This is a genomic window from Amphritea sp. GJ51-11 (assembly GCF_055808735.1).
In genome coordinates, this window is the sequence record NZ_CM147881.1 from 3969817 (window position 1) to 3993449 (window position 23633).

At 50.8% G+C, this 23633-nt stretch carries 20 protein-coding genes and 1 pseudogene; 3 read left to right on the forward strand and 18 right to left on the reverse strand.

Going from position 1 to position 23633, the window contains the following annotated elements; translation table 11 throughout:
* Positions 1 to 2: 2 nt before the first annotated feature.
* The 11 genes from AC0L4K_RS17915 to AC0L4K_RS17965 form a co-directional block, all read right to left on the reverse strand.
* Positions 3 to 335: a PepSY domain-containing protein gene (locus AC0L4K_RS17915; protein WP_473267436.1), complete on the reverse strand. Its 333-nt coding sequence runs from the start codon at positions 333 to 335 to the stop codon at positions 3 to 5.
* A 311-nt stretch (positions 336 to 646) separates the two neighbouring features.
* Positions 647 to 1120, reverse strand: a complete 474-nt coding sequence (locus AC0L4K_RS17920; RefSeq protein WP_417226548.1) for a phosphatidylglycerophosphatase A family protein — start codon at positions 1118 to 1120, stop codon at positions 647 to 649.
* Between the two features lie 4 nt (positions 1121 to 1124).
* Entirely contained in the window at positions 1125 to 2102 is a 978-nt protein-coding gene (thiL, locus tag AC0L4K_RS17925) for a thiamine-phosphate kinase (protein ID WP_417226547.1), read from the reverse strand.
* Positions 2103 to 2109: 7 nt separating this feature from the next.
* Positions 2110 to 2589, reverse strand: coding sequence for a transcription antitermination factor NusB (gene nusB, locus AC0L4K_RS17930; RefSeq protein WP_473267437.1), 480 nt, complete (start codon positions 2587 to 2589; stop codon positions 2110 to 2112).
* Position 2590: 1 nt separating this feature from the next.
* Entirely contained in the window at positions 2591 to 3064 is a 474-nt protein-coding gene (gene ribH, locus AC0L4K_RS17935; protein ID WP_417226543.1) for a 6,7-dimethyl-8-ribityllumazine synthase, read from the reverse strand.
* 5 nt (positions 3065 to 3069) lie between these two features.
* On the reverse strand, positions 3070 to 4188 hold the full coding sequence (gene ribBA, locus AC0L4K_RS17940; RefSeq protein WP_417226541.1) for a bifunctional 3,4-dihydroxy-2-butanone-4-phosphate synthase/GTP cyclohydrolase II: 1119 nt from the start codon (positions 4186 to 4188) through the stop codon (positions 3070 to 3072).
* A 24-nt stretch (positions 4189 to 4212) separates the two neighbouring features.
* Positions 4213 to 4881: a riboflavin synthase gene (locus AC0L4K_RS17945; protein ID WP_473267438.1), complete on the reverse strand. Its 669-nt coding sequence runs from the start codon at positions 4879 to 4881 to the stop codon at positions 4213 to 4215.
* 2 nt (positions 4882 to 4883) lie between these two features.
* Positions 4884 to 6005: a bifunctional diaminohydroxyphosphoribosylaminopyrimidine deaminase/5-amino-6-(5-phosphoribosylamino)uracil reductase RibD gene (ribD, locus tag AC0L4K_RS17950; protein WP_473267439.1), complete on the reverse strand. Its 1122-nt coding sequence runs from the start codon at positions 6003 to 6005 to the stop codon at positions 4884 to 4886.
* A 5-nt stretch (positions 6006 to 6010) separates the two neighbouring features.
* Positions 6011 to 6490, reverse strand: coding sequence for a transcriptional regulator NrdR (gene nrdR / locus AC0L4K_RS17955; protein WP_417226535.1), 480 nt, complete (start codon positions 6488 to 6490; stop codon positions 6011 to 6013).
* A gap of 165 nt (positions 6491 to 6655) precedes the next feature.
* A complete protein-coding gene (glyA, locus tag AC0L4K_RS17960; RefSeq protein ID WP_417226533.1) occupies positions 6656 to 7912 on the reverse strand; it encodes a serine hydroxymethyltransferase in 1257 nt (418 codons plus the stop codon).
* 209 nt (positions 7913 to 8121) lie between these two features.
* Entirely contained in the window at positions 8122 to 8541 is a 420-nt protein-coding gene (locus tag AC0L4K_RS17965) for an Hsp20/alpha crystallin family protein (RefSeq protein WP_473267440.1), read from the reverse strand.
* A 269-nt stretch (positions 8542 to 8810) separates the two neighbouring features.
* On the opposite strand from AC0L4K_RS17965, the gene ettA reads away from it, so the two are divergent.
* On the forward strand, positions 8811 to 10472 hold the full coding sequence (gene ettA / locus AC0L4K_RS17970) for an energy-dependent translational throttle protein EttA (protein ID WP_473267441.1): 1662 nt from the start codon (positions 8811 to 8813) through the stop codon (positions 10470 to 10472).
* A gap of 128 nt (positions 10473 to 10600) precedes the next feature.
* On the forward strand, positions 10601 to 10960 hold the full coding sequence (locus AC0L4K_RS17975; protein WP_417226528.1) for a PilZ domain-containing protein: 360 nt from the start codon (positions 10601 to 10603) through the stop codon (positions 10958 to 10960).
* Position 10961: 1 nt separating this feature from the next.
* On the opposite strand, the gene radA is transcribed toward AC0L4K_RS17975, so the two are convergent.
* Positions 10962 to 12335, reverse strand: coding sequence for a DNA repair protein RadA (radA, locus tag AC0L4K_RS17980; protein ID WP_417226527.1), 1374 nt, complete (start codon positions 12333 to 12335; stop codon positions 10962 to 10964).
* A gap of 159 nt (positions 12336 to 12494) precedes the next feature.
* On the opposite strand from radA, the gene AC0L4K_RS17985 reads away from it, so the two are divergent.
* Positions 12495 to 13769 (forward strand): O-acetylhomoserine aminocarboxypropyltransferase/cysteine synthase family protein, encoded by a 1275-nt coding sequence (locus tag AC0L4K_RS17985; protein ID WP_473267442.1) that lies wholly within the window; start codon positions 12495 to 12497, stop codon positions 13767 to 13769.
* Positions 13770 to 13836: 67 nt separating this feature from the next.
* Here AC0L4K_RS17985 and can read toward each other — a convergent pair whose 3' ends face one another.
* The 6 genes and pseudogenes from can to AC0L4K_RS18015 all read right to left on the reverse strand — a co-directional run bounded on the left by can (position 13837) and on the right by AC0L4K_RS18015 (position 23627).
* Entirely contained in the window at positions 13837 to 14562 is a 726-nt protein-coding gene (gene can / locus AC0L4K_RS17990) for a carbonate dehydratase (protein ID WP_417226523.1), read from the reverse strand.
* Positions 14563 to 14620: 58 nt separating this feature from the next.
* Positions 14621 to 15685, reverse strand: a complete 1065-nt coding sequence (hemE, locus tag AC0L4K_RS17995) for a uroporphyrinogen decarboxylase (RefSeq protein WP_417226521.1) — start codon at positions 15683 to 15685, stop codon at positions 14621 to 14623.
* A gap of 142 nt (positions 15686 to 15827) precedes the next feature.
* Positions 15828 to 17249 (reverse strand): FAD-dependent oxidoreductase, encoded by a 1422-nt coding sequence (locus AC0L4K_RS18000; RefSeq protein WP_417226520.1) that lies wholly within the window; start codon positions 17247 to 17249, stop codon positions 15828 to 15830.
* Between the two features lie 72 nt (positions 17250 to 17321).
* Positions 17322 to 21775: pseudogene (gene gltB / locus AC0L4K_RS18005) on the reverse strand (glutamate synthase large subunit).
* Positions 21776 to 21949: 174 nt separating this feature from the next.
* Positions 21950 to 22429: an SPOR domain-containing protein gene (locus AC0L4K_RS18010; RefSeq protein ID WP_473267443.1), complete on the reverse strand. Its 480-nt coding sequence runs from the start codon at positions 22427 to 22429 to the stop codon at positions 21950 to 21952.
* A gap of 97 nt (positions 22430 to 22526) precedes the next feature.
* Complete coding sequence (locus AC0L4K_RS18015) at positions 22527 to 23627, reverse strand: AAA family ATPase (RefSeq protein WP_473267444.1); 1101 nt, start codon at positions 23625 to 23627, stop codon at positions 22527 to 22529.
* Between the last annotated feature and the right edge of the window lie 6 nt (positions 23628 to 23633).

A 23633-nucleotide genomic window follows, 5' to 3' on the forward strand; every position in this document is an offset into this window, starting at 1 on the left:
ACTCACCCTTCCTGTTGCATATTAAGGATGGCCGGATCGACCACCATACCATTGCGCGCATCGACATAAAGCATCGAGACCATGCCATCCTTTGCCGCAATTTCCATCTCATAGATATAGGCGGAGCCTTTCTGTAATAGCTGGGTATCAATAATTTTCCCCTCGGACAGAGTGCTCACCAGTCGCATCAGCTCACTCATCGAAAGGATCTCACCCGCTTCCATCAGCTCTCGGCAAGCCTCGACATCCAGCGTTTTAATGCTTAAGTCACCGCTATACAGTGGCGTTGATGCCAACAAGAATAACAATACAATTTTTTGGATCATGGCTTTCATAATAGCTCCACTGCTAACGTCGGCTCACCTCACGTCAATCTATACGCGAATAGGGTTGCTCTGCAATACCTGCCTTATGTTCAAGACAGCCTTAACTCTTTGCAACCGTGGCTGCCGCTGATATTCCAACGCTTTGTTACCAAGCCTGTTGCAAGCGAAATGGCCAGCGGAAAATGGTCCATAGAGGCCAACACAGCCGGATGACAGACAGGTATACATACTGAGTAATAAAGATTAGCAGGGGTGTCTGAACTCAAACTGAAAAGGAATTTCGCCCACCAACGGCAAGGCGAAATTAGCCGAAAGGTAACTTAGAGATATACCGCCAGCAACTGGAGTACCACCAATGCCATCACACCGGCCAGCACATCATCGAGCATAATGCCCATACCGCCTGCGACTTGCTTATCTGCCCAGCTAATCGGCCAAGGCTTGAGGATATCAAAGAGACGGAACAGCACAAAACCGATCACAATCCACAGCCACCCAGGCGGTGCGGCAAACATGGTGATCCAGTAACCGACAAACTCATCCCAAACGATACCGCCATGGTCATGCACGCCCATATCCTCTGAAGTTTTACCACACAGATAGATACCCACGACAAAGGTAACCAGTAATACAACCGCATACCAAAATAGCGACAACGGTTGAATCAACAGAAACAGGGGAATCGCCGCTATCGTACCCGCGGTTCCTGGGGCCCAAGGAGATGCGCCACTTCCTAAGCCAAAGGCTAAAAAGTGGATAGGGTTTCGCCATACGGAAGGCGGTGCCTGATTCATCGGTTTACACCCTATGTTTGTTGGTGAAATGATTATAGCCTTGAGGCTCAACCGGCCAAACCCGACCGCCCTCAGAGAACAACATACCGGGCTTGGCTGAAATCTGCCCGATGCAGGTTACCCCCACGCTGTGCTCGCGCAGCGCCCAACCCAACTTAGGTTCCAGCCTCGCGGGGGCCGTAAAGCAGAGTTCGAAATCTTCGCCGCCGCTCAGCGCCCACTCCCGGGACTGGGCTTCACCTACCCACTGATGCAGTTCTGCCGACACCGGCAACTCACCGGGATTGATCATTGCCCCGACCTTGCTAGCCACAAGAATATGATTCAAATCGGCCAGCAGACCATCGGAGATATCGATCGCCGCAGTCGCGAACTCGCTGATTAACAGTCCAGTATCAATACGGGGTTCAGGATGATAGAAACGGTGTTGTAGATAGGGAACTTGCGGGCCGTGGACATTCTTCAATAGGCTTTCCAGCCCACCTTTTGAATCCCCTAATGTACCGGTCACAAAGATCCGATCACCGGGACGGGCGCCACTGCGTAACAGCGCCTTATCCGGATAGGTCCAACCGTGCACCTGAATACTCAGGGTCAATGGGCCTCGGGTGGTATCACCACCGACCAATTGCACACCATACTGACGAGCCAATTCAGCCAACCGGACACTAAACGCCTGCAGCCAGATCGCATCGGTTTTAGGCAACGTCAACGCAAGAGTAAAGAAAGCCGGAGTGGCCCCCATCGCGGCTAGATCACTAAGTGCCGCACCGAACAACCGAGAAGCAACTTTATCGCCGCTCGTTCCCGCCAGAAAATGGACACCTTCAACCATCGTATCGATTGAAAGCACCAGATCTCGATTAGCGGGCGGCGCAACCACCGCGCAGTCATCGCCCACGGACAGCCGAACCGAACCGGACTGATCTACTCCCAGTGCAGAGAAGTAGCGCCGAATCAGTTCGAATTCATCGCTAATCATAGACGAATTAACGGCTACGTTTCTTAGCGTTGATCTCAGTCATACGTACCCGGGCAGCCAGCTTATCAAGAATACCGTTAACGTATTTATGACTTTCCGCAGCACCAAAGATTTTCGCCAGATCAACACTTTCATTAATCACAACTTTGTAAGGCACGACGATGCGGTGAATCAGCTCAAAACTACCGATTCGCAATACTGCTCGTTCGATGGGATCGAGGTCATCCAACGCCCGATCCAAGAACGGCTCGTAGGCACGATCCAGTTCGGCAGTATTGGCCGGGACACCATGCAACAGCTCACTGAACAGGTCCAGATCGGTACCAGACATATCGTTGTCCATACGGAACTGCAGTTCAATATCGGCCACCGAATTACCGGACATTTCCCATTGATACAATGCCTGCAAAGCAAAGCTACGGGCCGCACGACGCATCTCAGTGTGGGATGGTTTTTTCTGTTTTTTAGGCGTACCAGTGTCGCTCATCTTAAACCTCAAGCTGACGCAGCAAACTAACCATTTCCAGCGCAGACAAGGCAGCTTCTGCACCTTTATTGCCTGCTTTAGTGCCGGAACGCTCAATCGCTTGCTCTATAGAATTAACGGTTAAAATACCGTTTGCCACGGGAATGCCATATTCCAAACCAACCTGAGCTACACCTTTAGAGCTTTCACCAGAGACATACTCGAAGTGCGGCGTACCGCCACGAATAACCGCACCCAGCGCGATAATGGCATCATCTTTTTTCTGCGCAGCCACTTTTTGCACCGCCAGAGGGATTTCAAACGCACCCGGCACCCGCACAACGCGGATCTTATCAGCCGCAATACCATGACGCTTCAAGGTATCGATTGCGCCTTCCAATAGGCTCTCAACGACAAAGCTGTTAAAACGACCGACAACAATCGCGTATTGACCATTTCCGGTCAGAAAATCACCTTCAATATACTGAACTGACATATTCTTTACTCTTCGCAAGCAATGTAATCGACAATCTCCAGATCGAAACCGGAGATCGCATTGAATTTCATAGGTGAACTGAGCACCCGCATTTTTCCTACGCCCAGATCCCGGAGAATCTGAGAGCCGGTTCCAACCGTGAGATAAGACCCTGAAGCACTAATATTGTGCTGACGGATTTTCTTACCGGTATTGAGCATCTGATTCAGAGCATCACCCAGATCAACCCTAACGCCAGTATCCAACAACAGCACGACACCCTTGCCTTCCTCGGCCACTTTTTTCAGTGCCCGACGCATCGTCCATTTCAACTCTTCTTCAGGCGCCGCACCGACAACGTCGCGCAACACTTCAGTCCGCAGATGTACCCGCACTGGCGTTGGCTCTTCTGGAGTAATCGTCCCCAGTGTGAGTGCCATATGAGTACAATCCTGAATTTCATCACGGAAAGTTACATAGTTAAAATCACCGAACTCGGTCGCCAAGACACCTTCACCGTCACGCATCACCGTATGTTCATTGATGGTACGGTAGTGGATCAGATCGGCAATGGTACCGATTTTTAGATTATGCTTCTCAGCAAATTTTTCTAAATCAGGACGACGCGCCATCGAGCCGTCATCATTCATGACTTCCACAATCGCCGCCGCTGGCGTCAAACCCGCCAATCGCGCTAGGTCGCAACCCGCTTCGGTGTGACCCGCGCGACTCAAAACACCGCCGGGATCAGCCATCAATGGAAAAATGTGCCCCGGTTGAACAATATCTTCTGGCTTAGCACTTTCGCGTACCGCAGTACGTACCGTATGCGCACGATCGGCCGCCGAGATACCGGTGGTAACACCTTCAGCTGCTTCAATCGACAGGGTAAAGTTAGTCGAAAAAGCCGCACCATTGGATTGCACCATCAACGGCAATTTCAATTGTTTACAGCGCTCACGGGTCAAGGTCAGGCAGATCAAACCACGGGCATGGGTAGCCATAAAGTTGATATCTTCAGTGCGCACCATCTCGGCCGCAATCAGGATATCGCCTTCATTTTCCCGGTCTTCGTCATCCATAAGGATAACCATTTTGCCCTGACGGATATCATCGATCAGTTCCTGGGGGGTATTTAATTCCATTAAACTAAAGCCTCTGTTGCCGTATTAGCGGCGGTTCAGGAAACCAGCACTCGCGAGGGTAGCCATACTCACCCCGCCCGCTGCTTCCGTTATATTATCATCTGTGTAATTGATCAGACGCTCCATGTAACGGGCAATAATATCAACTTCCAGATGTACTTTTCGGCCAGACTGGTAGCTGGCTATTATAGTTTCTTGCGCTGTATGAGGTACAATATTCAGATCAAAAACATGGCCATCAACAGCATTCGCCGTCAGACTGACACCATCCACGGTAATCGAACCTTTTGCCGCGATATAACGCGCAATCCCTTTTGGCGCACTGATTTTATAGCGAATCGAACGCGCATCGGTTTCCACCGAGATCACTTCGCCGAGCCCATCCACATGACCGGTCACAATATGTCCGCCAAAACGGGTAGTCGGTTGCATCGCTTTTTCTAAATTCACTCGCTCGCCCGGCACCACGCTTGGAAACCGCGTGTGCACTAGGGTTTCTCGTGACACATCGGCCCAAAAACCATCACCGGGCAGCGCTACCGCGGTTAAACACACACCATTTACGGCAATACTGTCACCGAGTTTAACATCGGACAGATCCAGATCACCGGTTCGGATATACAGTCGCAGATCGCCCTGCACCTCTTCGGCGGCGGCAACAACGCCAACCGCTTCAATAATTCCGGTAAACATCTTTATTTCTCCTGCCGAGGAATCAACGTCAAGCGAACATCATCGCCCAACACCCGACTATCGATCAGCTTAAATTGTTTCTGCTGGCTCATTTTATCCAGCGGTAATAAAAACATCGGCCGAGCATTGCTGCCCAATAGTTTCATGGCCTGATACAGCACCAACTCATCCACCAGCCCGGCTGCCATAAAAGCACCCGCGAGGGTCGCACCGGTTTCGACCAACACTTCATTACATTCTCGACAGGCCAGTTCCTGCAACAACAGAGGCAGATCAATCGCCCCATTGTGGGCCGCTAACGTTAACCATTCAACATTCTTATATGCCGAAATAAAAGCGGGGGCATCGACACAGCTAACAATCAGGGTACGGCCTGGCAAACTAAGCAACTTCGCCTGTTCGGGTATCCGCGCCGAACTATCCAAGATCACTCGTAACGGCTGGCGCTGAGCGATTTCAGCCGCATTATCCAGCCCTAGTTCGGCTTGCCGTACCGTTAATGAGGCATCATCGCTAATAATCGATGCCACGCCACTGATCACCGCAGAACTACGAGCCCGTAACCGCTGCACATCCTGTCGTGCTAACGGTCCGGTAATCCACTGACTTTCACCGGAAGCCATCGCCGTACGTCCATCGAGGCTCGCCGCCATTTTTAGACGCACAAAAGGTCGCCCTATTGCCATACGGTTAATAAAGCCGGGATTGAGCTGACGACACTGATCCTCCATCAACCCGCAACGCACGGCGATGCCCGCCTGCCGTAGTTTTTCTAACCCATTACCCGACACCTGCGGATTGGGATCGACCATGCCGACAACAACTTCAGCGACTCCAGCCTTAATCAAGGCATCAGCACAGGGTGGCGTTTTGCCAAAATGACTACAGGGCTCCAAAGTAACGTAGGCAGTACAGCCTTTGGCCTGATCTCCGGCCTGACGTAGGGCGTTAACCTCCGCATGGCCTTCACCGGCTTTACGATGATACCCCTGTGCAATCAGGTTGCCATCTTTAGCCAGCACACAGCCAACCCGCGGATTTGGCTCGGTGGTATACAGCCCCTGCCAAGCAAGCTTGACGGCGAGGGACATAAATTGGTGATCTGCAACGCTCCAGTCTGTCATCCTGATTACTTGGCCTTCACGGCGTCCTCTTTTTTCTGTTCTGACAAGCGATCGATCTCTTCTTTAAACTCATTGATATCCTGAAAGCTACGATACACTGAGGCAAATCGCACATAAGCGACTTGATCCAACTTACGCAGTTCATGCATCACCTCTTCACCCACGGAGCGAGAAGGTAGCTCACGTTCACCCGTCGCCCGCATACGCTGTTTAATACGGCTAATACAAGCTTCGATATCTTCGACACTAACAGGTCGTTTTTCAACGGCTCGTTGGATACCGGCACGTAGCTTATCTTCATCGTAGGGTTGGCGGGTGCCATCGGCTTTAATTAGACGGGGCATCAGAAGCTCAGCGGCTTCATAGGTGGTAAAACGTTCATGACAGGTGATACATTCGCGCCGACGGCGAATCTGCTGTCCTTCTGCCACCAAGCGGGAATCGACCACCTTGGTTTCATGAGCATTACAGAACGGACAGTACATATATCATCCTCAAAGAGCGTGGCTGTGCTAGCAGCCAAAAGAGAGCGTTTTAATGCTTAGATAAACACTTCTAACCGGTCATTTAACAGCGCTTATATAAACAACCGGGGCGCACAAGGCGCCCCGATAGAGAAACAGATCGTCAATAGTGCCTATTGTAACGGTTTACTTATAAACCGGGAAGCGAGCACAGATATCCAAAACGTTCTGTTTAACAGTGTTAATCACATCTTCGTTATCGATGTTATCCAGCACATCGCAGATCCACTGAGTCAATTGCTCAGCTTCCGCTTCTTTAAAGCCACGACGGGTAATCGCAGGTGTACCGATACGCAAACCAGAAGTCACAAACGGAGAACGCGGATCGTTTGGTACTGAGTTTTTATTCACGGTGATGTTTGCCCGACCAAGCGCTGCATCAGCATCTTTACCGGTATATTCTTTACCGATCAGATCGACCAAGAATAGGTGGTCATCGGTGCCATCAGAGACGATTTTAATACCGCGCTCTTTAAACACTTTAGCCATGCTCTGAGCATTTTTAACAACCTGAGCCTGATACGCTTTCCAATCATCCTGCATCGCTTCTTTGAAGCATACCGCCTTAGCAGCGATAACATGCATCAACGGACCACCCTGAGATTCAGGGAAAACCGCAAAGTTCAGCTTTTTCTGCAAATCTTCATCCGCATTAGCCGACAGAATCAAACCACCACGAGGACCACCGAGGGTTTTATGCGTTGTCGTTGTTACCACATCCGCCACGGATAATGGGCTAGGGTAAACACCCGCCGCAACCAAGCCAGCAACGTGAGCCATATCGACGAACAGATAAGCACCCACTTTATCGGCGATATCACGGAAACGCTGCCAATCAACGATACGAGAGTAAGCAGAGAAGCCCGCCACGATCATTTTGGGTTTGTGTTCCAGCGCCAAACGTTCAACTTCAGCGTAATCGATCTCACCAGTTTCAGCATTCAAACCGTACTGAACTGCATTGTAGATACGACCCGAAAAGCTAACCGCGGCACCGTGAGTCAAGTGACCACCGTGAGCTAAGCTCATGCCCAACACAGTATCACCCGGCTGACACAGCGCCATATAAACAGCAGCATTAGCCTGTGAGCCTGAGTGAGGCTGGACGTTAGCATAGGTTGCACTGAACAGCTCTTTAGCGCGATCAATCGCCAGCTGTTCAACCACATCAACATGCTCGCAACCGCCGTAGTAACGCTTGCCAGGGTAACCTTCCGCATATTTATTGGTCAGCTCAGAACCCTGTGCTTCCATTACCCGTGGGCTGGTATAATTTTCAGAAGCAATCAGTTCGATATGCTCTTCCTGACGCTTGGCCTCAGCCTGCATCGCAGCATATAGATCTGGATCAAAACCAGCGATAGTCATCTCTTTGCTAAACATTAGCGGTCCCCAAGGTTGAGATTTACACCGGCCCGGCTACCGTGCTGTCGCAGCAACGATCTTCAGGGCCTTGGAAAAGCCGCGTATTATAGTCGAATTTATATACAAAACGCACTTGAAAGTGAGTCAGTTAAGAGAGAATTTCGTTCATAAAGGCGATATTCCCAACAACGGCACGCTATCGGGAATATCGTTTCGTGGGCGCGACCCTATTCGATCGCGATAGTGACGTTGGAAGGCTGTTGTTGCTGAACTTTAGGCAGTGTCAAATTCAACACGCCGTTATCAAAGCTAGCTTTAATGCCAGCAGGGTCAACATCAGCACCGACACTCAAGGAGCGAACAAATTTACCGTAGTGGCGTTCTTGGCGAATTAACTTGCCATCTTTTTCCTGTTTGTCTTCCTGTGTCGTTTCGGCGCTGATCGACAACACCCCATTTTCCAACGCGACATTGATATCTTCTTTTTTGATACCCGGCAGATCAACCCTCACCAAATATTGACCTTCGCCATCATGCACATCAATAGCGGGCACTTTATCGCCAGTTTCCGCACGCTGTACCGGGCGAAAGAAATCATTAAAGAATGTATCGTCAAATAAACTATTAAAACGTGTCAGATTGTTCATCTCTCGGTCCTCCCAGTCATGATTAAAGTGATGCACCCTAAGATGACAACGCCGCCGGCGGTTCTTTCAGCGCGTTAAGCGACAGACCAATAAGCCCTTATTAGCTCGATAATTAGCGCCCCAGCAGCCTTCGTCACCCGGTGCATCCTTAGTGTAGAAAGCTCATTTCAGATTCTCCAGTGGCTTTTTTGACCTATATCAAATAGCAATAAACTCTTTGTAGGGCTAAGATATGCGCAGTTTTGAGATAACAGAAAACAGGTTGTGTAATGGCTCAGTACGTTTACAGCATGAACCGGGTCGGCAAAGTAGTGCCCCCCAAACGCGAAATACTAAAAGATATCTCCCTGTCCTTCTTTCCTGGCGCCAAGATCGGCGTATTGGGCCTGAACGGGTCGGGTAAATCCTCCCTGCTCAAAATCATGGCGGGTTTAGATAAAGAATACCTTGGTGAAGCACGGCCAATGCCGGGCATCAATGTCGGCTATCTGCCTCAGGAACCACAACTCGATGACAGCAAAACCGTCCGCGAAGTGGTTGAAGAAGCCGTTGCTGATGTAAAAGAAGCACTGGATGGACTCGAAGGCGTCTACGCAGCCTACGCCGAACCCGATGCTGATTTTGACGAATTGGCCAAACAGCAAGCTCGCTATGAAGATCTCATCGCGGCGAAAGACGGCCATAATCTGGACGTCATGTTGGAACGGGCCGCCGATGCAATGCGTCTGCCACCGTGGGATGCAGAAATCAAAAACCTTTCCGGGGGTGAACGTCGCCGTGTGGCGCTCTGCCGCCTACTGCTCGACAAGCCCGATATGCTGTTGCTGGATGAGCCGACCAACCACTTGGATGCTGAATCGATCGCTTGGATCGAACGTTTTCTTCAGGAATACCCCGGCACCGTAGTGGCCATCACCCACGACCGTTATTTCTTGGATAACGCAGCGGGCTGGATTTTGGAGCTCGACCGTGGTCGCGGCATACCTTACGAAGGCAACTACTCTAGCTGGCTAGAGCAGAAAGATAAGCGCCTAGAAATGGAATCCAAACAGGAAGCGGCCCACCATAAAGCGGTCAATGCCGAGTTAGAATGGGTACGTCAGGGGCAGAAAGGCCGCCAGGCTAAATCAAAGGCCCGTCTGCGCCAGTTTGAAGAGATGAACTCCCGTGAGTTCCAAACACGCAACGAAACCTCTGAAATCTATATTCCACCAGGGCCTCGTCTGGGCGAGAAAGTAATTGAACTGCATAATGTGACCAAATCATTTGGCGACAAAGTGCTGTTTGAAGACCTATCACTGACAATTCCGCAGGGTGCCATTGTCGGCATCATCGGTGGTAACGGTGCGGGTAAATCAACCCTATTTAAAATGATTACCGGGCTGGAACAGCCAGATACTGGCACCATTGAAGTTGGCGACACTGTCAAGCTGGCTTATGTCGATCAAAGCCGTGATCTAGCGGGCAACAAAACCGTCTGGGAAGAGATTTCTGAAGGGCAGGACAATATTGTTGTAGGCAACTACACCACCTCGTCCCGCGCTTACTGCGGCCGTTTTAACTTTAAAGGTGCCGATCAGCAGAAATTTGTTAAAGATCTGTCCGGCGGTGAACGTAACCGATTGCATATGGCGAAACTGCTCAAAGAGGGTGGTAACGTACTGCTACTCGATGAGCCAACCAACGATCTGGATGTCGAAACTCTGCGAGCACTGGAGGAAGCTTTACTGGCATTCCCAGGTTGCGCCGTGGTGATCTCACACGACCGTTGGTTCCTCGACCGTGTCTGCACCCATATGCTGGCCTACGAGGGCGACTCTAGCGTGCAGTTCTTTGAAGGTAACTACACCGAATACGCCGAAGATTACAAAAAGCGTTACGGTAAGGATCATCAGCCAGAACGTATCAAGTATAAGCGCATCGCTAAATAAGCGCGCCCGCCGCCTTATCAGCATATTAAAAACCGGCCCCGTGCCGGTTTTTTAATATCTCAAGCTGTGTAAACCAATTGATGTTCTCTGTAGAACAGATATTCTTAACGTAATAGCAGGAGAAAACTATGACTGATCGGCGACGTTTCCAACGCATCACCTTTGACGCAGACTGCGAAATTCAAACCGCAGATAATAGCTGGCCCATCAAGCTGATTGATATCTCATTTCAAGGCGCGCTAACATCGGTGATCGCCCCTGCACTATTGGACATAGGCGATGCTGCGGAATTAGTGATTCGCTTGTCTAATGATATCGTTATCCGCATGCCCGTGATTCTACGTCACCACCTTGGCACCTATCTAGGCTTTGAGGCTCAGACGATGGAGCTAGAAAGCCTAACCCACCTGCGCCGCCTAGTTGAGCTGAACTTAGGCTCTGAAGTGCTACTCGAAAGAGAGCTAGAACACCTCAGCGCAAAAGAGTAACTCAGAGCGCATCTAGTGCTTCCGATAGCTGACTAACCCCTACCACCGTCATCCCCTCCGGCGACCGCTTCGGCACATTAGCCTTAGGCACAATGGCCCGACGGAAACCATGTTTAGCCGCTTCTTTAATCCGTTCTTGCCCATTGGGTACTGGCCGTATCTCGCCGGACAAGCCGACTTCACCAAAGGCAATTAGATCTTGCGGCAAGGCTCGATCACGAAAGCTCGACACCACCGACAGCAATAATGCCAAGTCGGCGCTGGTCTCTAATACTTTGACACCACCGACCACGTTAACGAAAACATCCTGATCGCCGGTTTGCAGCCCACCGTGACGATTCAAAACCGCCAACAACATCGCTAGACGGTTTTGCTCTAGCCCTACCGCTATGCGGCGTGGGTTATTCACATGACTCTGATCCACCAGCGCCTGCACCTCGACCAACAGCGGCCGCGTTCCTTCCCATACCACCATGACCAAGCTGCCGGGGCTAGGCTTATCACCGCGACTCAAAAAGATCGAACTGGGGTTTTTCACCTCTTTTAAACCTTGCTCTAACATCGCGAACACGCCCAGCTCATTCACCGCGCCAAAGCGATTCTTATGGCTACGCAGGGTACGAAAACGACCATCGCTATCCCCCTCAAGTTGCAACGAACAATCGATCATATGTTCCAGCACTTTTGGTCCAGCGAGCGAGCCATCCTTGGTCACATGACCCACCAGAAATAGCACCGTGCCGGTCTGTTTGGCAAACCGAGTCAAATAAGCTGCTGCTTCACGCACCTGTGAGACGCTACCCGGGGCCGATTGCACATCATCCACATGCATCACCTGAATCGAATCCACCACCAGCACTTTCGGTTTGAGCTGCTCGGCGATAGTACAGATCTGCTCAACACTGGTTTCTGACAGCATCTTCAGATTCGTGGTGGTCAGCCCCAAACGCTGCGCCCGTAAGGCCACCTGCTGTAATGATTCCTCACCGGTGACATATAACGCAGGCATCTGCTGTGCTAGATGGCACATAGTCTGTAATAACAGCGTACTCTTACCCGCCCCCGGATGGCCGCCGATCAAAATTGCCGAGCCGGGCACTAGCCCGCCACCCAATACCCGGTCAAGTTCACCCGAGCCCGAAGCAAAGCGCGGCATATCCGCCAGATTAACTTCCGATAAATCTTGCACCTTGGCTAGGCCACCTGCGCCCGCATAGCCTTCAAACCGCGCGCCTCGTGCGGCACTAGGTTTGGCGCTGCCGAGGCGCACTTCGGTCAGGGTATTCCACGCATGGCAGGCGCTACATTGCCCCTGCCATTTAGAATAATCTGCACCGCAGTCATTACAGACATACGCACTCTTTGCCTTAGCCATCGGGCTCTCCTCTCAAATCAGTCAGCGCATTCTAGCGGAAGCAGCGGCAGCTTGTACAAAAGAGAACTTTATTTCTGCCGCTGAAGGGCTACAATCTAGCGCACAAGAATCGACCTAAAACGAAAATAAACGTATCACATTGTTCATGAGGAGCATCAGATGAAACTGGAAACAATTGCCGTCCATGGTGGTTACAGCCCGGAAGAAACGACTAAAGCGGCCGCGGTGCCGATCTATCAAACCACTTCTTACGCTTTTGACAATGCCCAACACGGCGCCGATCTGTTTGATCTGAAAGTCCCTGGCAATATCTACACCCGCATCATGAATCCAACCAGCGATGTACTGGAACAGCGGATCGCCGCGATGGAAGGCGGTGTTGCGGCACTGGCCGTGGCATCGGGCATGGCAGCCATCACCTACGCGATCCAAACAATTGCGGAAGTCGGTGACAACATCATCGCCACTAGCGAGCTATACGGCGGCACCTACAACCTGTTTGCTCACACACTGCCCCGTCAAGGTATTGAAACCCGCTTTGCCAATAAAGATGACTTTAGTGCAATGGAAGCCCTGATCGATGATCGCACCCGCGCCATCTATTGCGAATCGATCGGCAACCCATCCGGCGGCATTGCTGATATTGAAACACTGGCTGAACTGGCCCATAAACACGGTCTGCCATTGATCGTCGACAGCACCGTCGCTAGCCCAGCCCTGTGGCGTCCTATCGAACACGGTGCGGATATCGTTGTTCAAGCGGCCACTAAGTATATTGGCGGCCACGGTAACTCCATCGGCGGTGTCATTATCGACTCAGGCAAATTCCCTTGGGCTGACCACGCTGATCGTTTCCCACTGCTAAATACCCCCGATATCTCTTACCACGGCGTGGTCTACACCGAAGCCTTTGGTCCAGCCGCCTTTATTGGTCGCTGTCGCGTGGTACCACTGCGCAATACCGGTGCGGCACTGTCACCCATGAACGCCTTCTTATTGCTGCAAGGTGTTGAAACACTGTCACTGCGGATGGAACGGGTCTGCGAAAACACCCTCAAGGTAGCTAAATACCTAGAAGGCCATGAACAGGTCAAATGGGTGAGCTACGCAGGTTTGGAAAGCCACAAAGACAATGCCTTGGCTAAGAAGTATATGAACGGACAGGCATCCGGCATCCTCAGCTTTGGTATCGCCGGTGGCCGTGAAGCGACCCGTAAGTTCTATGATGCGCTGAATATTTTCACTCGCCTTGTGAATATCGGCGATTGCAAATCACTGGCATCTATCCCTGCTGAAACCACTCACCGTCAGTTGAACGATGAAGAGCTGAAATCTGCAGGTGTTAGCGATGAAATGGTTCGCCTATCCATCGGTATCGAGCATATCGATGACCTACTAGCTGATTTAGAGCAGTCGCTTCAAGCGGCTAAGTAACACCCGCTAAAAAAAGCCCCGCAACTGCGGGGCTTTTTGTTATCAGAGCTAGTCGTTGCAAAAACAGTTAATCAAAGAGCTTACGTACTCGGTCCCACAAGGTGCGGGCATTGTGACCTTTTTCCGATGCGACCGCCAATTGCCGCAAGGCTTCAATCTTACTGATCGCCAAATTATATTGCGTTTCAACCTCTTCATCCTCAGAAGCATTGAATTCGAGATCATTGACTAACCCATCATTCAAACCGTAGATCCAACCGTGCACGGTCAGATCTTGCCCCTCGGCCCAAGCATCTTGAACAATCGTGGTTTCACAGACGTTAAACGCTTGCTCAATCACATTGAGCTCACATAGCCGATCCAATCGCTGATGAGAATGATCCCATGCGGATAGCAGATCACGATGTTTTTGATTCACCTTGCGAATCTGCCGCAACCAGTTATCGATCAAGCCATGAGGAGTGCTCTCTAACGCCGCCTTAACACCACCACAACCGTAATGTCCCACTACCATGATATGTTTAACCTTGAGCACCTGAACCGCATACTGAATCACAGAAAGGCAGTTCATATCCGTGTGGATAACCAGGTTTGATACATTACGATGTACAAATAGCTCACCCGGCAACATACCCACAATCTCGTTGGCCGGCACCCGGCTATCAGAACAACCGATCCAAAGATATTCCGGCGCCTGCTGTTGAGCGAGGGTTTCAAAAAAGTGCGGATCATCCTGGTTAATCTGTTCGGCCCACTGCCGATTGCTGTCTAAAAGTTGAGTCAGTCGTTTCATGATTTTCCGCTAGATAACAAAAGAGGGCTTAACGCCCCCTTATTTAACATGATGTCTGTTAGACGTGATACTGCGCACTGAGTTCATGCACCGCATCAACAAAAATTTTAGGCTGATCAGGATCAACAAACTGATGTATACCGTGTCCGAGGTTGAACACATGACCCGGACCACTGCCGTAACGAGCCAGAATGTCGGCGACTTCGGTACGAATAACGTCGGCTGAACCATACAGCACGGACGGATCCATATTTCCCTGCAGCGCCACTTTATCGCCAACCCTCGCACGGGCATCATCAATATTGATAGTCCAGTCCAAACCTAACGCATCGGCACCGGATTCAGTCATCGCTTCGAGCCACTGACCACCGTTCTTAGTAAACATAATCACCGGCACGGTACGGCCCTCATGTTCACGGATCAAACCATTAGCAATCTTCTGCATATAGTTAAGCGAGAACAGCTGATACATTGGGCCACTCAGCACACCACCCCAGGTATCAAAGATCTGTACTGCCTGAGCGCCACTGAGGATCTGTTGGTTAAGGTAGTCAGTCACAGACTGGGCCAACTTGTCTAACAGCTGATGCAGCACCTCTGGGGTCGCATACATCATCTGTTTAATATGCCGGAAATCTTTACTCGAACCGCCCTCAACCATATAGGTTGCCAGCGTCCAAGGACTGCCAGAAAAACCGATCAATGGAACCCGGCCATTCAGCTCAGTACGGATGGTTTTCACTGCATCCATCACATAATCAAGATCACGGGCTGAATCCGGCACCGGCAGCGCATCAACATCGGCTTCAGTACGGATAACCTTTTTAAACTTAGGCCCTTCGCCCGCTTCGAAGTACAAACCTAAACCCATCGCATCAGGAATGGTCAGAATATCGGAGAACAGAATCGCGGCATCGAGATCGTAACGCTCCAACGGCTGAATAGTCACTTCGCAAGCTAGCTCTTTATTCTTGCACAGGCTCATAAAATCACCGGCCTGAGCACGAGTCGCACGATACTCTGGCAGATAACGACCCGCCTGACGCATCATCCATACCGGTGTAACATCGACAGGCTCACGCATCAGCGCGCGCAGAAAACGATCATTCTTCAATTCAGCCATTGCTTTTTCTCGATTCAGATTCAAAACTGGGGGCATTTTACAGGTTTTTACACACAGGCGCGAACAACTCTCCTGTTTGCTGATCTGTAACATAAAGATAAAAAAAGGCCGCCGAAGCGACCTTTTTCAAACAGGCAGATAATTACACTTTAAGGTAATCCAACATGCCTTCGGCCGCTTTACGGCCTTCGTCGATAGCGGTAACAACGAGATCAGAGCCGCGCACCATATCACCACCGGCAAATACTTTCTCATTGCTAGTTTGGAAGGCAAACGCTTCATCGACCGAGGTTTTGATACGGCCATCCTGATGCAGATCGATACCAAAATCCGCAAACCATGGTGCAGGACTTGGACGGAAACCAAAGGCAACCAGAACCGCATCCGCTGGCAGAACTTCTTCACTGCCTTCGACCACTTCAGGACGACGACGACCGTTTTCATCCGGCTCACCCATTTGGGTAGTCACCACTTTAATACCGGTCACTTTAGTGCCATCACCGACAACTTCCACCGGTTGGCGGTTAAACATGAACTGCACACCCTCTTCACGAGCGTTTTCAACTTCACGTTTAGAACCCGGCATATTGGCTTCATCACGACGGTAAACACAGGTAACACTGTTGGCTTCTTGACGAATAGAGGTACGGTTACAGTCCATCGCGGTATCACCACCGCCGAGCACAACCACATTCTTACCCTTCACGCCGATGTAATCGGCCACGTCTTTTTCAAAGCCAAGGCAACGGTTGACGTTAGAGATCAAGAACGGCAAGGCATCATAAACACCCTCCAACTCTTCACCGGGGAAACCACCCTTCATGTAGGTATAGGTACCCATACCGAGAAATACTGCATCGTATTCATCGACCAGTGTTTGCATCTGCACGTCTTTACCAATTTCAGTATTCAGACGGAACTCAACACCCATGTCGGTAAAGACTTCACGGCGACGCACCATGATATCTTTATCCAGTTTAAACTCTGGGATACCAAAGGTCAGCAAGCCACCAATTTCTGGATGGCGATCAAAGACCACCGGTTTAACACCGTTCCGCACCAGTACATCCGCCGCAGCCAGACCCGCAGGACCAGCCCCGATGACAGCCACTTTTTTGTCGGTGACCGGCACTTTACTCATATCCGGACGCCAGCCCATGGCAAACGCGGTATCGGTGATATGCTTTTCCACCGAACCAATTGTCACAGCACCAAACTCATCATTCAGTGTACAGGCACCTTCACACAAACGGTCCTGTGGACAAACACGGCCACAGACTTCCGGTAATGAGTTGGTCTGATGACTCAGCTCGGCCGCTTCAATAATATTGCCTTCTGACACCAACTTAAGCCAGTTAGGAATATAGTTGTGTACCGGACACTTCCACTCACAGTATGGATTGCCGCACTCAAGACAACGATGCGCTTGTTCCGACGCATCCTCAGATTTGAACGGCTCATAGATCTCAGCAAACTCCTTCTTACGGACATTCGCTGCAATCTTGGTTGGTCCTTCACGCTCTACTTCCAGAAACTGAAAATCATTCTTCAGACGTTCAGACATTCTTCACCCCGCCTAATAATGTCTGCCCGCAGGCAGACACAGCTATAACTAAACACCTGTTCGATGAACCCATCACTCCGGACGAGAGCGCATATCAGTCAGCAGCTCTCCCAGACTGGCGGCTTTTGGCTTAACCAACCAGAAACGACCGATATAGTCATCGAAGTTATCAATCATCTCCTGACCCCACTGACTAGCGGTGGCTTTAACAAAGCCGATAATCACAGAGCGCAGATGGTTTTTGTACTCTTCCATGTGCTGTGGCGCGACCCGATGGATATCCACCAACTCATGGTTGTACTTATCAACAAAGGTATTATCCATATCCAGTACATAAGCGAAGCCACCGGTCATACCCGCACCGAAGTTGTAGCCCGTTTGACCCAGTACCGTAATCAGACCACCGGTCATGTACTCACAACAGTGATCACCGGCACCTTCGATAACCGCATGACAACCTGAGTTACGCACCGCAAAACGCTCGCCCGCACAACCCGCTGCATACAACGTACCGCCGGTAGCACCGTATAGACAGGTATTACCGATAATCGCCGTTTCATTGCTCGCATAGGTGACAACATCTGGCTGACTGATAACAATCTTACCGCCCGCCATGCCTTTGCCGACATAGTCGTTGGCATCACCCTTGAGGAATAATTCCTGACCACCGGCGTTCCAAACACCAAAGCTCTGCCCGGCATGACCGGTAAAGTTAAAGCGAATTGGCGCTGAAGACATGCCAAGATTGCCATGCACCTTCGCGATAGCACCGGAAGTGCGAGCACCAACTGAGCGGTCACAGTTAGTAATTACCAACTCAAACTCGGCACCAGACTTATCTTTAATCGCTTGTTCTGCCAGTGCTAGCATCTTGCTATTCAAAGCACCGGTATCATAAGGATCGTTGTGTTCAACCTGACAGGTTTGCGGATATTCAGCCGGAATACCAGCATCCGAGATCAGCGGCGACAGATCTAATTTGCCATGTTTAACCGTGGTACCGGCCAGCAGTTCCAGCAGATCAACGCGACCGACCAGCTCCTCCAACGAGCGAACACCAACCGAAGCCATCCACTGACGGGTTTCTTCAGCAACGAAGCGGAAATAGTTTTTCACCATCTCGACCGTGCCACGGTAATGTTTCTCCCGCAGCTCTTCGTTTTGGGTTGCCACACCGGTGGCACAGTTATTCAAATGACAGATACGTAGATACTTACAACCGACAGCAACCATCGGCATGGTACCGAAACCAAAACTCTCAGCACCAAGGATCGCTGCTTTAACCACATCCAGACCCGTTTTTAAACCGCCGTCCGTTTGCAGGCGAATCTTGCCACGCAAATGATTACCGCGCAGTGATTGATGCGCATCGGCCAGACCCAGCTCCCATGGCGACCCGGCATAATGAACCGATGTCAGTGGGCTAGCCGCAGTACCGCCATCATAACCGGAGATCGTAATTAGATCAGCATAGGCCTTGGCCACACCACAGGCAATCGTGCCAACACCTGGACGAGAAACCAGCTTCACTGAAACCAGCCCTTCTGGGTTAACCTGTTTCAGATCGAAAATCAGCTGAGCCAAATCTTCAATCGAGTAGATATCATGGTGCGGCGGTGGCGAAATCAGCGTCACACCCGGCACTGAATAACGCAGCCGTGCGATCAACTCGTTTACTTTACCACCGGGCAGCTGTCCACCTTCACCGGGCTTAGCACCCTGAGCGACCTTAATCTGCATTACATCCGCATTGATCAGGTATTCAGGAGTCACACCAAAGCGACCAGACGCCACCTGTTTAATCTTAGAACGCCGATTGGTCCCATGACGAGCAGGATCTTCCCCCCCTCACCGGAGTTCGAGCGACCGCCCAACTCGTTCATCGCCATCGCCAGACATTCATGCGCTTCTGGAGACAGGGCACCGAGTGACATCGCCGCGGAGTCGAAACGTTTAAACAGATTTTCGACCGGTTCCACTTCACTCAGGGGAATCGAGTGAACATCTTTCCGCAACCCCATCAGGTCGCGAATCGTGGCCACGCCACGCTTATTCACCAGATCAGCATAGGCCTGATAATCAGCGGCATCAGCACTGCGAACAGCCGTATGGATCGTGCGTACCACATCCGGGTTGTAGGCGTGATATTCACCGCCATGGACGTATTTTAGTAAACCACCCTGTTGGATTTTCTTACGGGCAATCCAAGCGTCGTTAGACAATATCTGCTGATCTTTCTGGAAATCGCTGAAATCAGCGCCTTCGATACGGCTAGCAACTCCAGAGAAACACAGATCAACCACTTCAGAGCAAATACCCACGGCTTCAAACAGCTGGGCACCACGATAAGATGCCACCGTAGAGATCCCCATCTTCGAGAGGATCTTCATCAGGCCTTTCTTAATACCTTTACGATAGTTTTCATGACTATCGAGCCAGTCCATCCGCATCTCGCCGGTAGCACACAGGTCAGTCAAGACACGATACGCAAGGTATGGATAAACTGCAGTTGCACCGAAGCCAAACAGCACAGCAAAGTGATGCGGATCACGAACCGTACCGGTTTCCACCACAATATTAGCGTCAGCCCGCAGGCCGGAGTTAATCAAACGGTGATGTACGGCACCGGTCGCCATCGCGGCATGCACCGGCAATTTGCCTTCAGCTATCGCGAAATCAGACAGGATAATAATAACCTTGCCGGAACGCACCAAGGCTTCGGCTTGATCAGCAACCGATTCAATCGCCGCTTTTAGATCCATAACCGTAGGGTCATAGTTCAGATCGATCTGCGCTACACCAAAGCCATCAACAGTGTTGTTTTTCAGGCGCAAAAACTTACTGGCCGACAACACTGGAGTCGTCAGAATAACCCGACGCGCATGTTCTGGTGTTTCTTCAAAGACGTTTCGCTCAGCACCGATACAGGTTTCCAACGACATCACGATCGCTTCCCGCAGGGGATCTATCGGTGGGTTAGTCACCTGAGCAAACTGCTGGCGGAAGTAATCATAAACAGAGCGCACTTTTGATGACAGCACCGCCATTGGCTTGTCGTCACCCATGGAACCCACGGCTTCCATACCGCTTTCGCCCAATGGTCGCAGGATTTGATCCCGTTCTTCGAAGGTCACCTGGAACATCTTCATATGTGTTTTGACCTCTTCCGGGGTCATCTCACAGAAAGATTTTGACTCTTCAGTCAGGTTCATGGTTTGTTCGAGAGGTAAAGCGTTTTCACGCATCCACTTCTTATAGGGCTGCGCTTTCTTCAGTCGCTCATCCACATCGGCGGTATGTAACACTTCCCCGGTTTGGGTATCGATAGAGAGAATTTGACCCGGACCAACACGCCCCTGAGATACAACATCTTCAGGTTTATAATCAAACACACCGATCTCTGATGCGGTACAGATCAGGCCATCATTGGTCATCACCCAACGGGATGGACGCAGGCCATTTCGGTCCAGCATACAAACCGCGAAACGGCCGTCGGTCATTACCATACCGGCAGGGCCATCCCAAGGCTCCATATGCATGGAGTTGTAATCATAGAATGCCCGTAACTCGGCATCCATGGTATCCACATTCTGCCAAGCCGGTGGCACGATCATGCGCGCAGCACGGTAAAGATCCATGCCGCCTACCATCAAGAATTCCAGCATGTTATCCATACTAGAAGAATCGGAACCGGTGGTATTAACAATCGGCTGCAGCTCATCCACATTCGGCAGCAGTTCGGTAACGAACTTACTCGAACGGGCGCGAGACCAGTTGCGGTTCCCCTCAATGGTATTAATTTCACCATTGTGAGCCAGCAAACGGAACGGCTGAGCCAACGGCCAGCGTGGCGCAGTGTTGGTTGAGAAACGCTGATGATAAGTACAGATAGCGGTTTCCAGACGCTCATCGCTGAGATCTTGGTAGAACACCGGCAGATCCACCGGCATTGTCAGACCTTTATAGGAAATAACCTTATCCGATAGACTACAGATATAGAAATCGCTATCTGCACTCAGAGCGATCTCGGCCTTGCGACGGGCCGTATATAGGCTAACCGCAAATTCGCGATCGACTTTATCGGTGGTCACAAAAACCTGCTCAATCAATGGCAGCGTGTCTTTTGCAATCGGGCCCAGACAGGTAGGATCCGTCGGCACGACGCGCCAACCGGCAACAATCAATCCTTGCGCTGCCAATTCATTATTCAATACTTCCCGTGCAGCCGCCGCGAGGGCCGGCTCTTTAGACAGAAAGACCATGCCGACGGCATAGCTATCCCCAAGTTCAACCCCGAGGTCGCTCTTTGCAGCAGCACGCAGAAACGCATCCGGCTTCTGCATCAGTAACCCGCAGCCATCTCCGGTTTTGCCGTCAGCCGCGATCCCACCACGGTGGGTCATACATGCAAGTGCTTCAATCGCCTTCAACAATACGTTGTGGCTTGGTTCACCTTGCATATGGGCCATCAGGCCAAAACCACAGTTGTCTTTGAACTCACCAGGGCGATACAGACCTATGCTCATAAACGAATCCCACCAAAAAGTTCTTAATTATCAATATATTGCATCCACCATATTCCAGCTACAGTTATAAATGCAGGGAAAAAGGGACAGGTATTTTACACAGCGAGGGTGGGAAGGACAAATTATAAGCAAGACAGATGAATTTTTTGTTTACCGAGGTAAGACAAAAAAAACCTATTTTCTGGTCGCTATATCCGCCTGAATCCCCTGAATAGTCCTCGCCCAAGGCTTCAGCTTAGCCAAGGCTGAAGGGAGTGTGGCCGCAGCCGCATGCGCGGTATTACGGTCTTTAAACTGTCCATAGACTACCACAAACCAGGGCTTATTTTTGTAACGGGTTTGAAACATGTAAAACTTCTGCGGCTCAGCCTGAGCCCGAATAAACTGTTCGGCACTGCTTTTCAGCCCCGCGCCAAGCATCTGCAGCGTATAACCAGAAGCAGGCCAACCCATCAATGTTTGCTCCGCCTCGGTCAGTGATGAAGCAGCCACGACCGGCGCTGAAAGCTTAGGTGCAGGGACAATTTTAGCCGCCTTAGGCGCTGCCACAACTGCAGCTTTCGCCGCAACCACTGGTTTGCTAGGTTCAGCAGCAACAGCGGGGCGTACGGGGGCGCGCTCAGGTTTCACGACCGGCTGAACTAACGGTTTCACTTGCGTTTTTACTTGAGGCTGTACCCTTGGCGACTCTATCGGCTGAGTCGATGATAACGCTGCGATAGCCGCTGACGGCTCCGCTTCAACAACAACCTCAGACGAGAGCGGGTAAATTAATTGGCGCGACAGGTTGAACCTTAACTAATGCGGCATCAGATGGCGGTATGCCGGGAGTTAGATTGGTTTGCGGCGCTGTCACGATAGCATCATCAGAGAGAGACTCAACTGAACCCTGAACGGACTCAGCTTCAATAGGACTGACAGGCGGCAACTCAGTCGAGGCGATCACTGGACCGGCTTCGACCGGTAATTGAATTTCTACCTGAGTGCGGGTGGTACCCTCATCACTTTCGGGCCAGTACTGCCACAAACTGCCGAGTAATACGACTAACAACACCGCGGCAATACTGACAAAGTGCACCCGAGTAAGCCCCGTTGGTTGCGCCGTCTTTTTAACACGTCCACCGCGCAACTGCTGCTCAACCTGCTGATTTAACCCGCCAGGATAACCTTCTGAACCATCATAAACCGCTTGTAACTCTTTTTCGCTTAGCGATGACGCTGCACTATAACGCTGCAACAGATAAGTTCGGGCTTCGGTAAAGGTGAACGGTTCGAGCATCAGTTGGTGCACCTGAGCATCTAACAGCTCATATTCATCATAACCCTGTAGCTGCGCTTGAAATTTTTCCCCGGCGGCCATCAGCAGGTGAGGCTTAATGGGTAAACCTTGAGCCTCACTCAACATCTGTAACAACAGTTGAATCGCAGCTTTCTCCAACTCATCGGCATTATCAATGATAATAACCCATTGGATGTGCTCTACCGCCATCACCTGCGCGAAGCTGTATATAGCGTTGAGCATAGCCTGATTATCCGCCTGAATATCAAGCTCAGGACTCAGCTGCTCACTCAATGAGATCAATAAACCGTTCAATCCCGGTGTCTGACGACCATCAACTGCACATAGCCGTAAGGTTCGGTCACTCGGGGCCGCCTGTAATCGGCGTACTAAGGTTGTCTTACCTGAACCGGACGGCCCAGTCACTAATAATAAAAAGTCACTGAAGCGACTGAGATGCTCAAGTTTTTCCAGCATCTGCAATCGTGAAGATGGCTCATAAAAGAAATCCTTGTGCGATTCGGCAAACGCATCCGCCAAGTCACCGTCTCTATTTCCTTCAAGCTCTGCCATCTGCAC

What these genes read in the sequence shown, in the direction of transcription:
- AC0L4K_RS17915 (WP_473267436.1), bottom strand. Translation starts at nt 335, where the DNA reads ATGAAAGCCATGATCCAAAAAATTGTATTGTTATTCTTGTTGGCATCA.
- AC0L4K_RS17920 (WP_417226548.1), bottom strand. Translation starts at nt 1,120, where the DNA reads ATGAATCAGGCACCGCCTTCCGTATGGCGAAACCCTATCCACTTTTTA.
- thiL (WP_417226547.1), bottom strand. Translation starts at nt 2,102, where the DNA reads ATGATTAGCGATGAATTCGAACTGATTCGGCGCTACTTCTCTGCACTG.
- nusB (WP_473267437.1), bottom strand. Translation starts at nt 2,589, where the DNA reads ATGAGCGACACTGGTACGCCTAAAAAACAGAAAAAACCATCCCACACT.
- ribH (WP_417226543.1), bottom strand. Translation starts at nt 3,064, where the DNA reads ATGTCAGTTCAGTATATTGAAGGTGATTTTCTGACCGGAAATGGTCAA.
- ribBA (WP_417226541.1), bottom strand. Translation starts at nt 4,188, where the DNA reads ATGGAATTAAATACCCCCCAGGAACTGATCGATGATATCCGTCAGGGC.
- AC0L4K_RS17945 (WP_473267438.1), bottom strand. Translation starts at nt 4,881, where the DNA reads ATGTTTACCGGAATTATTGAAGCGGTTGGCGTTGTTGCCGCCGCCGAA.
- ribD (WP_473267439.1), bottom strand. Translation starts at nt 6,005, where the DNA reads ATGACAGACTGGAGCGTTGCAGATCACCAATTTATGTCCCTCGCCGTC.
- nrdR (WP_417226535.1), bottom strand. Translation starts at nt 6,490, where the DNA reads ATGTACTGTCCGTTCTGTAATGCTCATGAAACCAAGGTGGTCGATTCC.
- glyA (WP_417226533.1), bottom strand. Translation starts at nt 7,912, where the DNA reads ATGTTTAGCAAAGAGATGACTATCGCTGGTTTTGATCCAGATCTATAT.
- AC0L4K_RS17965 (WP_473267440.1), bottom strand. Translation starts at nt 8,541, where the DNA reads ATGAACAATCTGACACGTTTTAATAGTTTATTTGACGATACATTCTTT.
- ettA (WP_473267441.1), top strand. Translation starts at nt 8,811, where the DNA reads ATGGCTCAGTACGTTTACAGCATGAACCGGGTCGGCAAAGTAGTGCCC.
- AC0L4K_RS17975 (WP_417226528.1), top strand. Translation starts at nt 10,601, where the DNA reads ATGACTGATCGGCGACGTTTCCAACGCATCACCTTTGACGCAGACTGC.
- radA (WP_417226527.1), bottom strand. Translation starts at nt 12,335, where the DNA reads ATGGCTAAGGCAAAGAGTGCGTATGTCTGTAATGACTGCGGTGCAGAT.
- AC0L4K_RS17985 (WP_473267442.1), top strand. Translation starts at nt 12,495, where the DNA reads ATGAAACTGGAAACAATTGCCGTCCATGGTGGTTACAGCCCGGAAGAA.
- can (WP_417226523.1), bottom strand. Translation starts at nt 14,562, where the DNA reads ATGAAACGACTGACTCAACTTTTAGACAGCAATCGGCAGTGGGCCGAA.
- hemE (WP_417226521.1), bottom strand. Translation starts at nt 15,685, where the DNA reads ATGGCTGAATTGAAGAATGATCGTTTTCTGCGCGCGCTGATGCGTGAG.
- AC0L4K_RS18000 (WP_417226520.1), bottom strand. Translation starts at nt 17,249, where the DNA reads ATGTCTGAACGTCTGAAGAATGATTTTCAGTTTCTGGAAGTAGAGCGT.
- AC0L4K_RS18015 (WP_473267444.1), bottom strand. Translation starts at nt 23,627, where the DNA reads ATGGCAGAGCTTGAAGGAAATAGAGACGGTGACTTGGCGGATGCGTTT.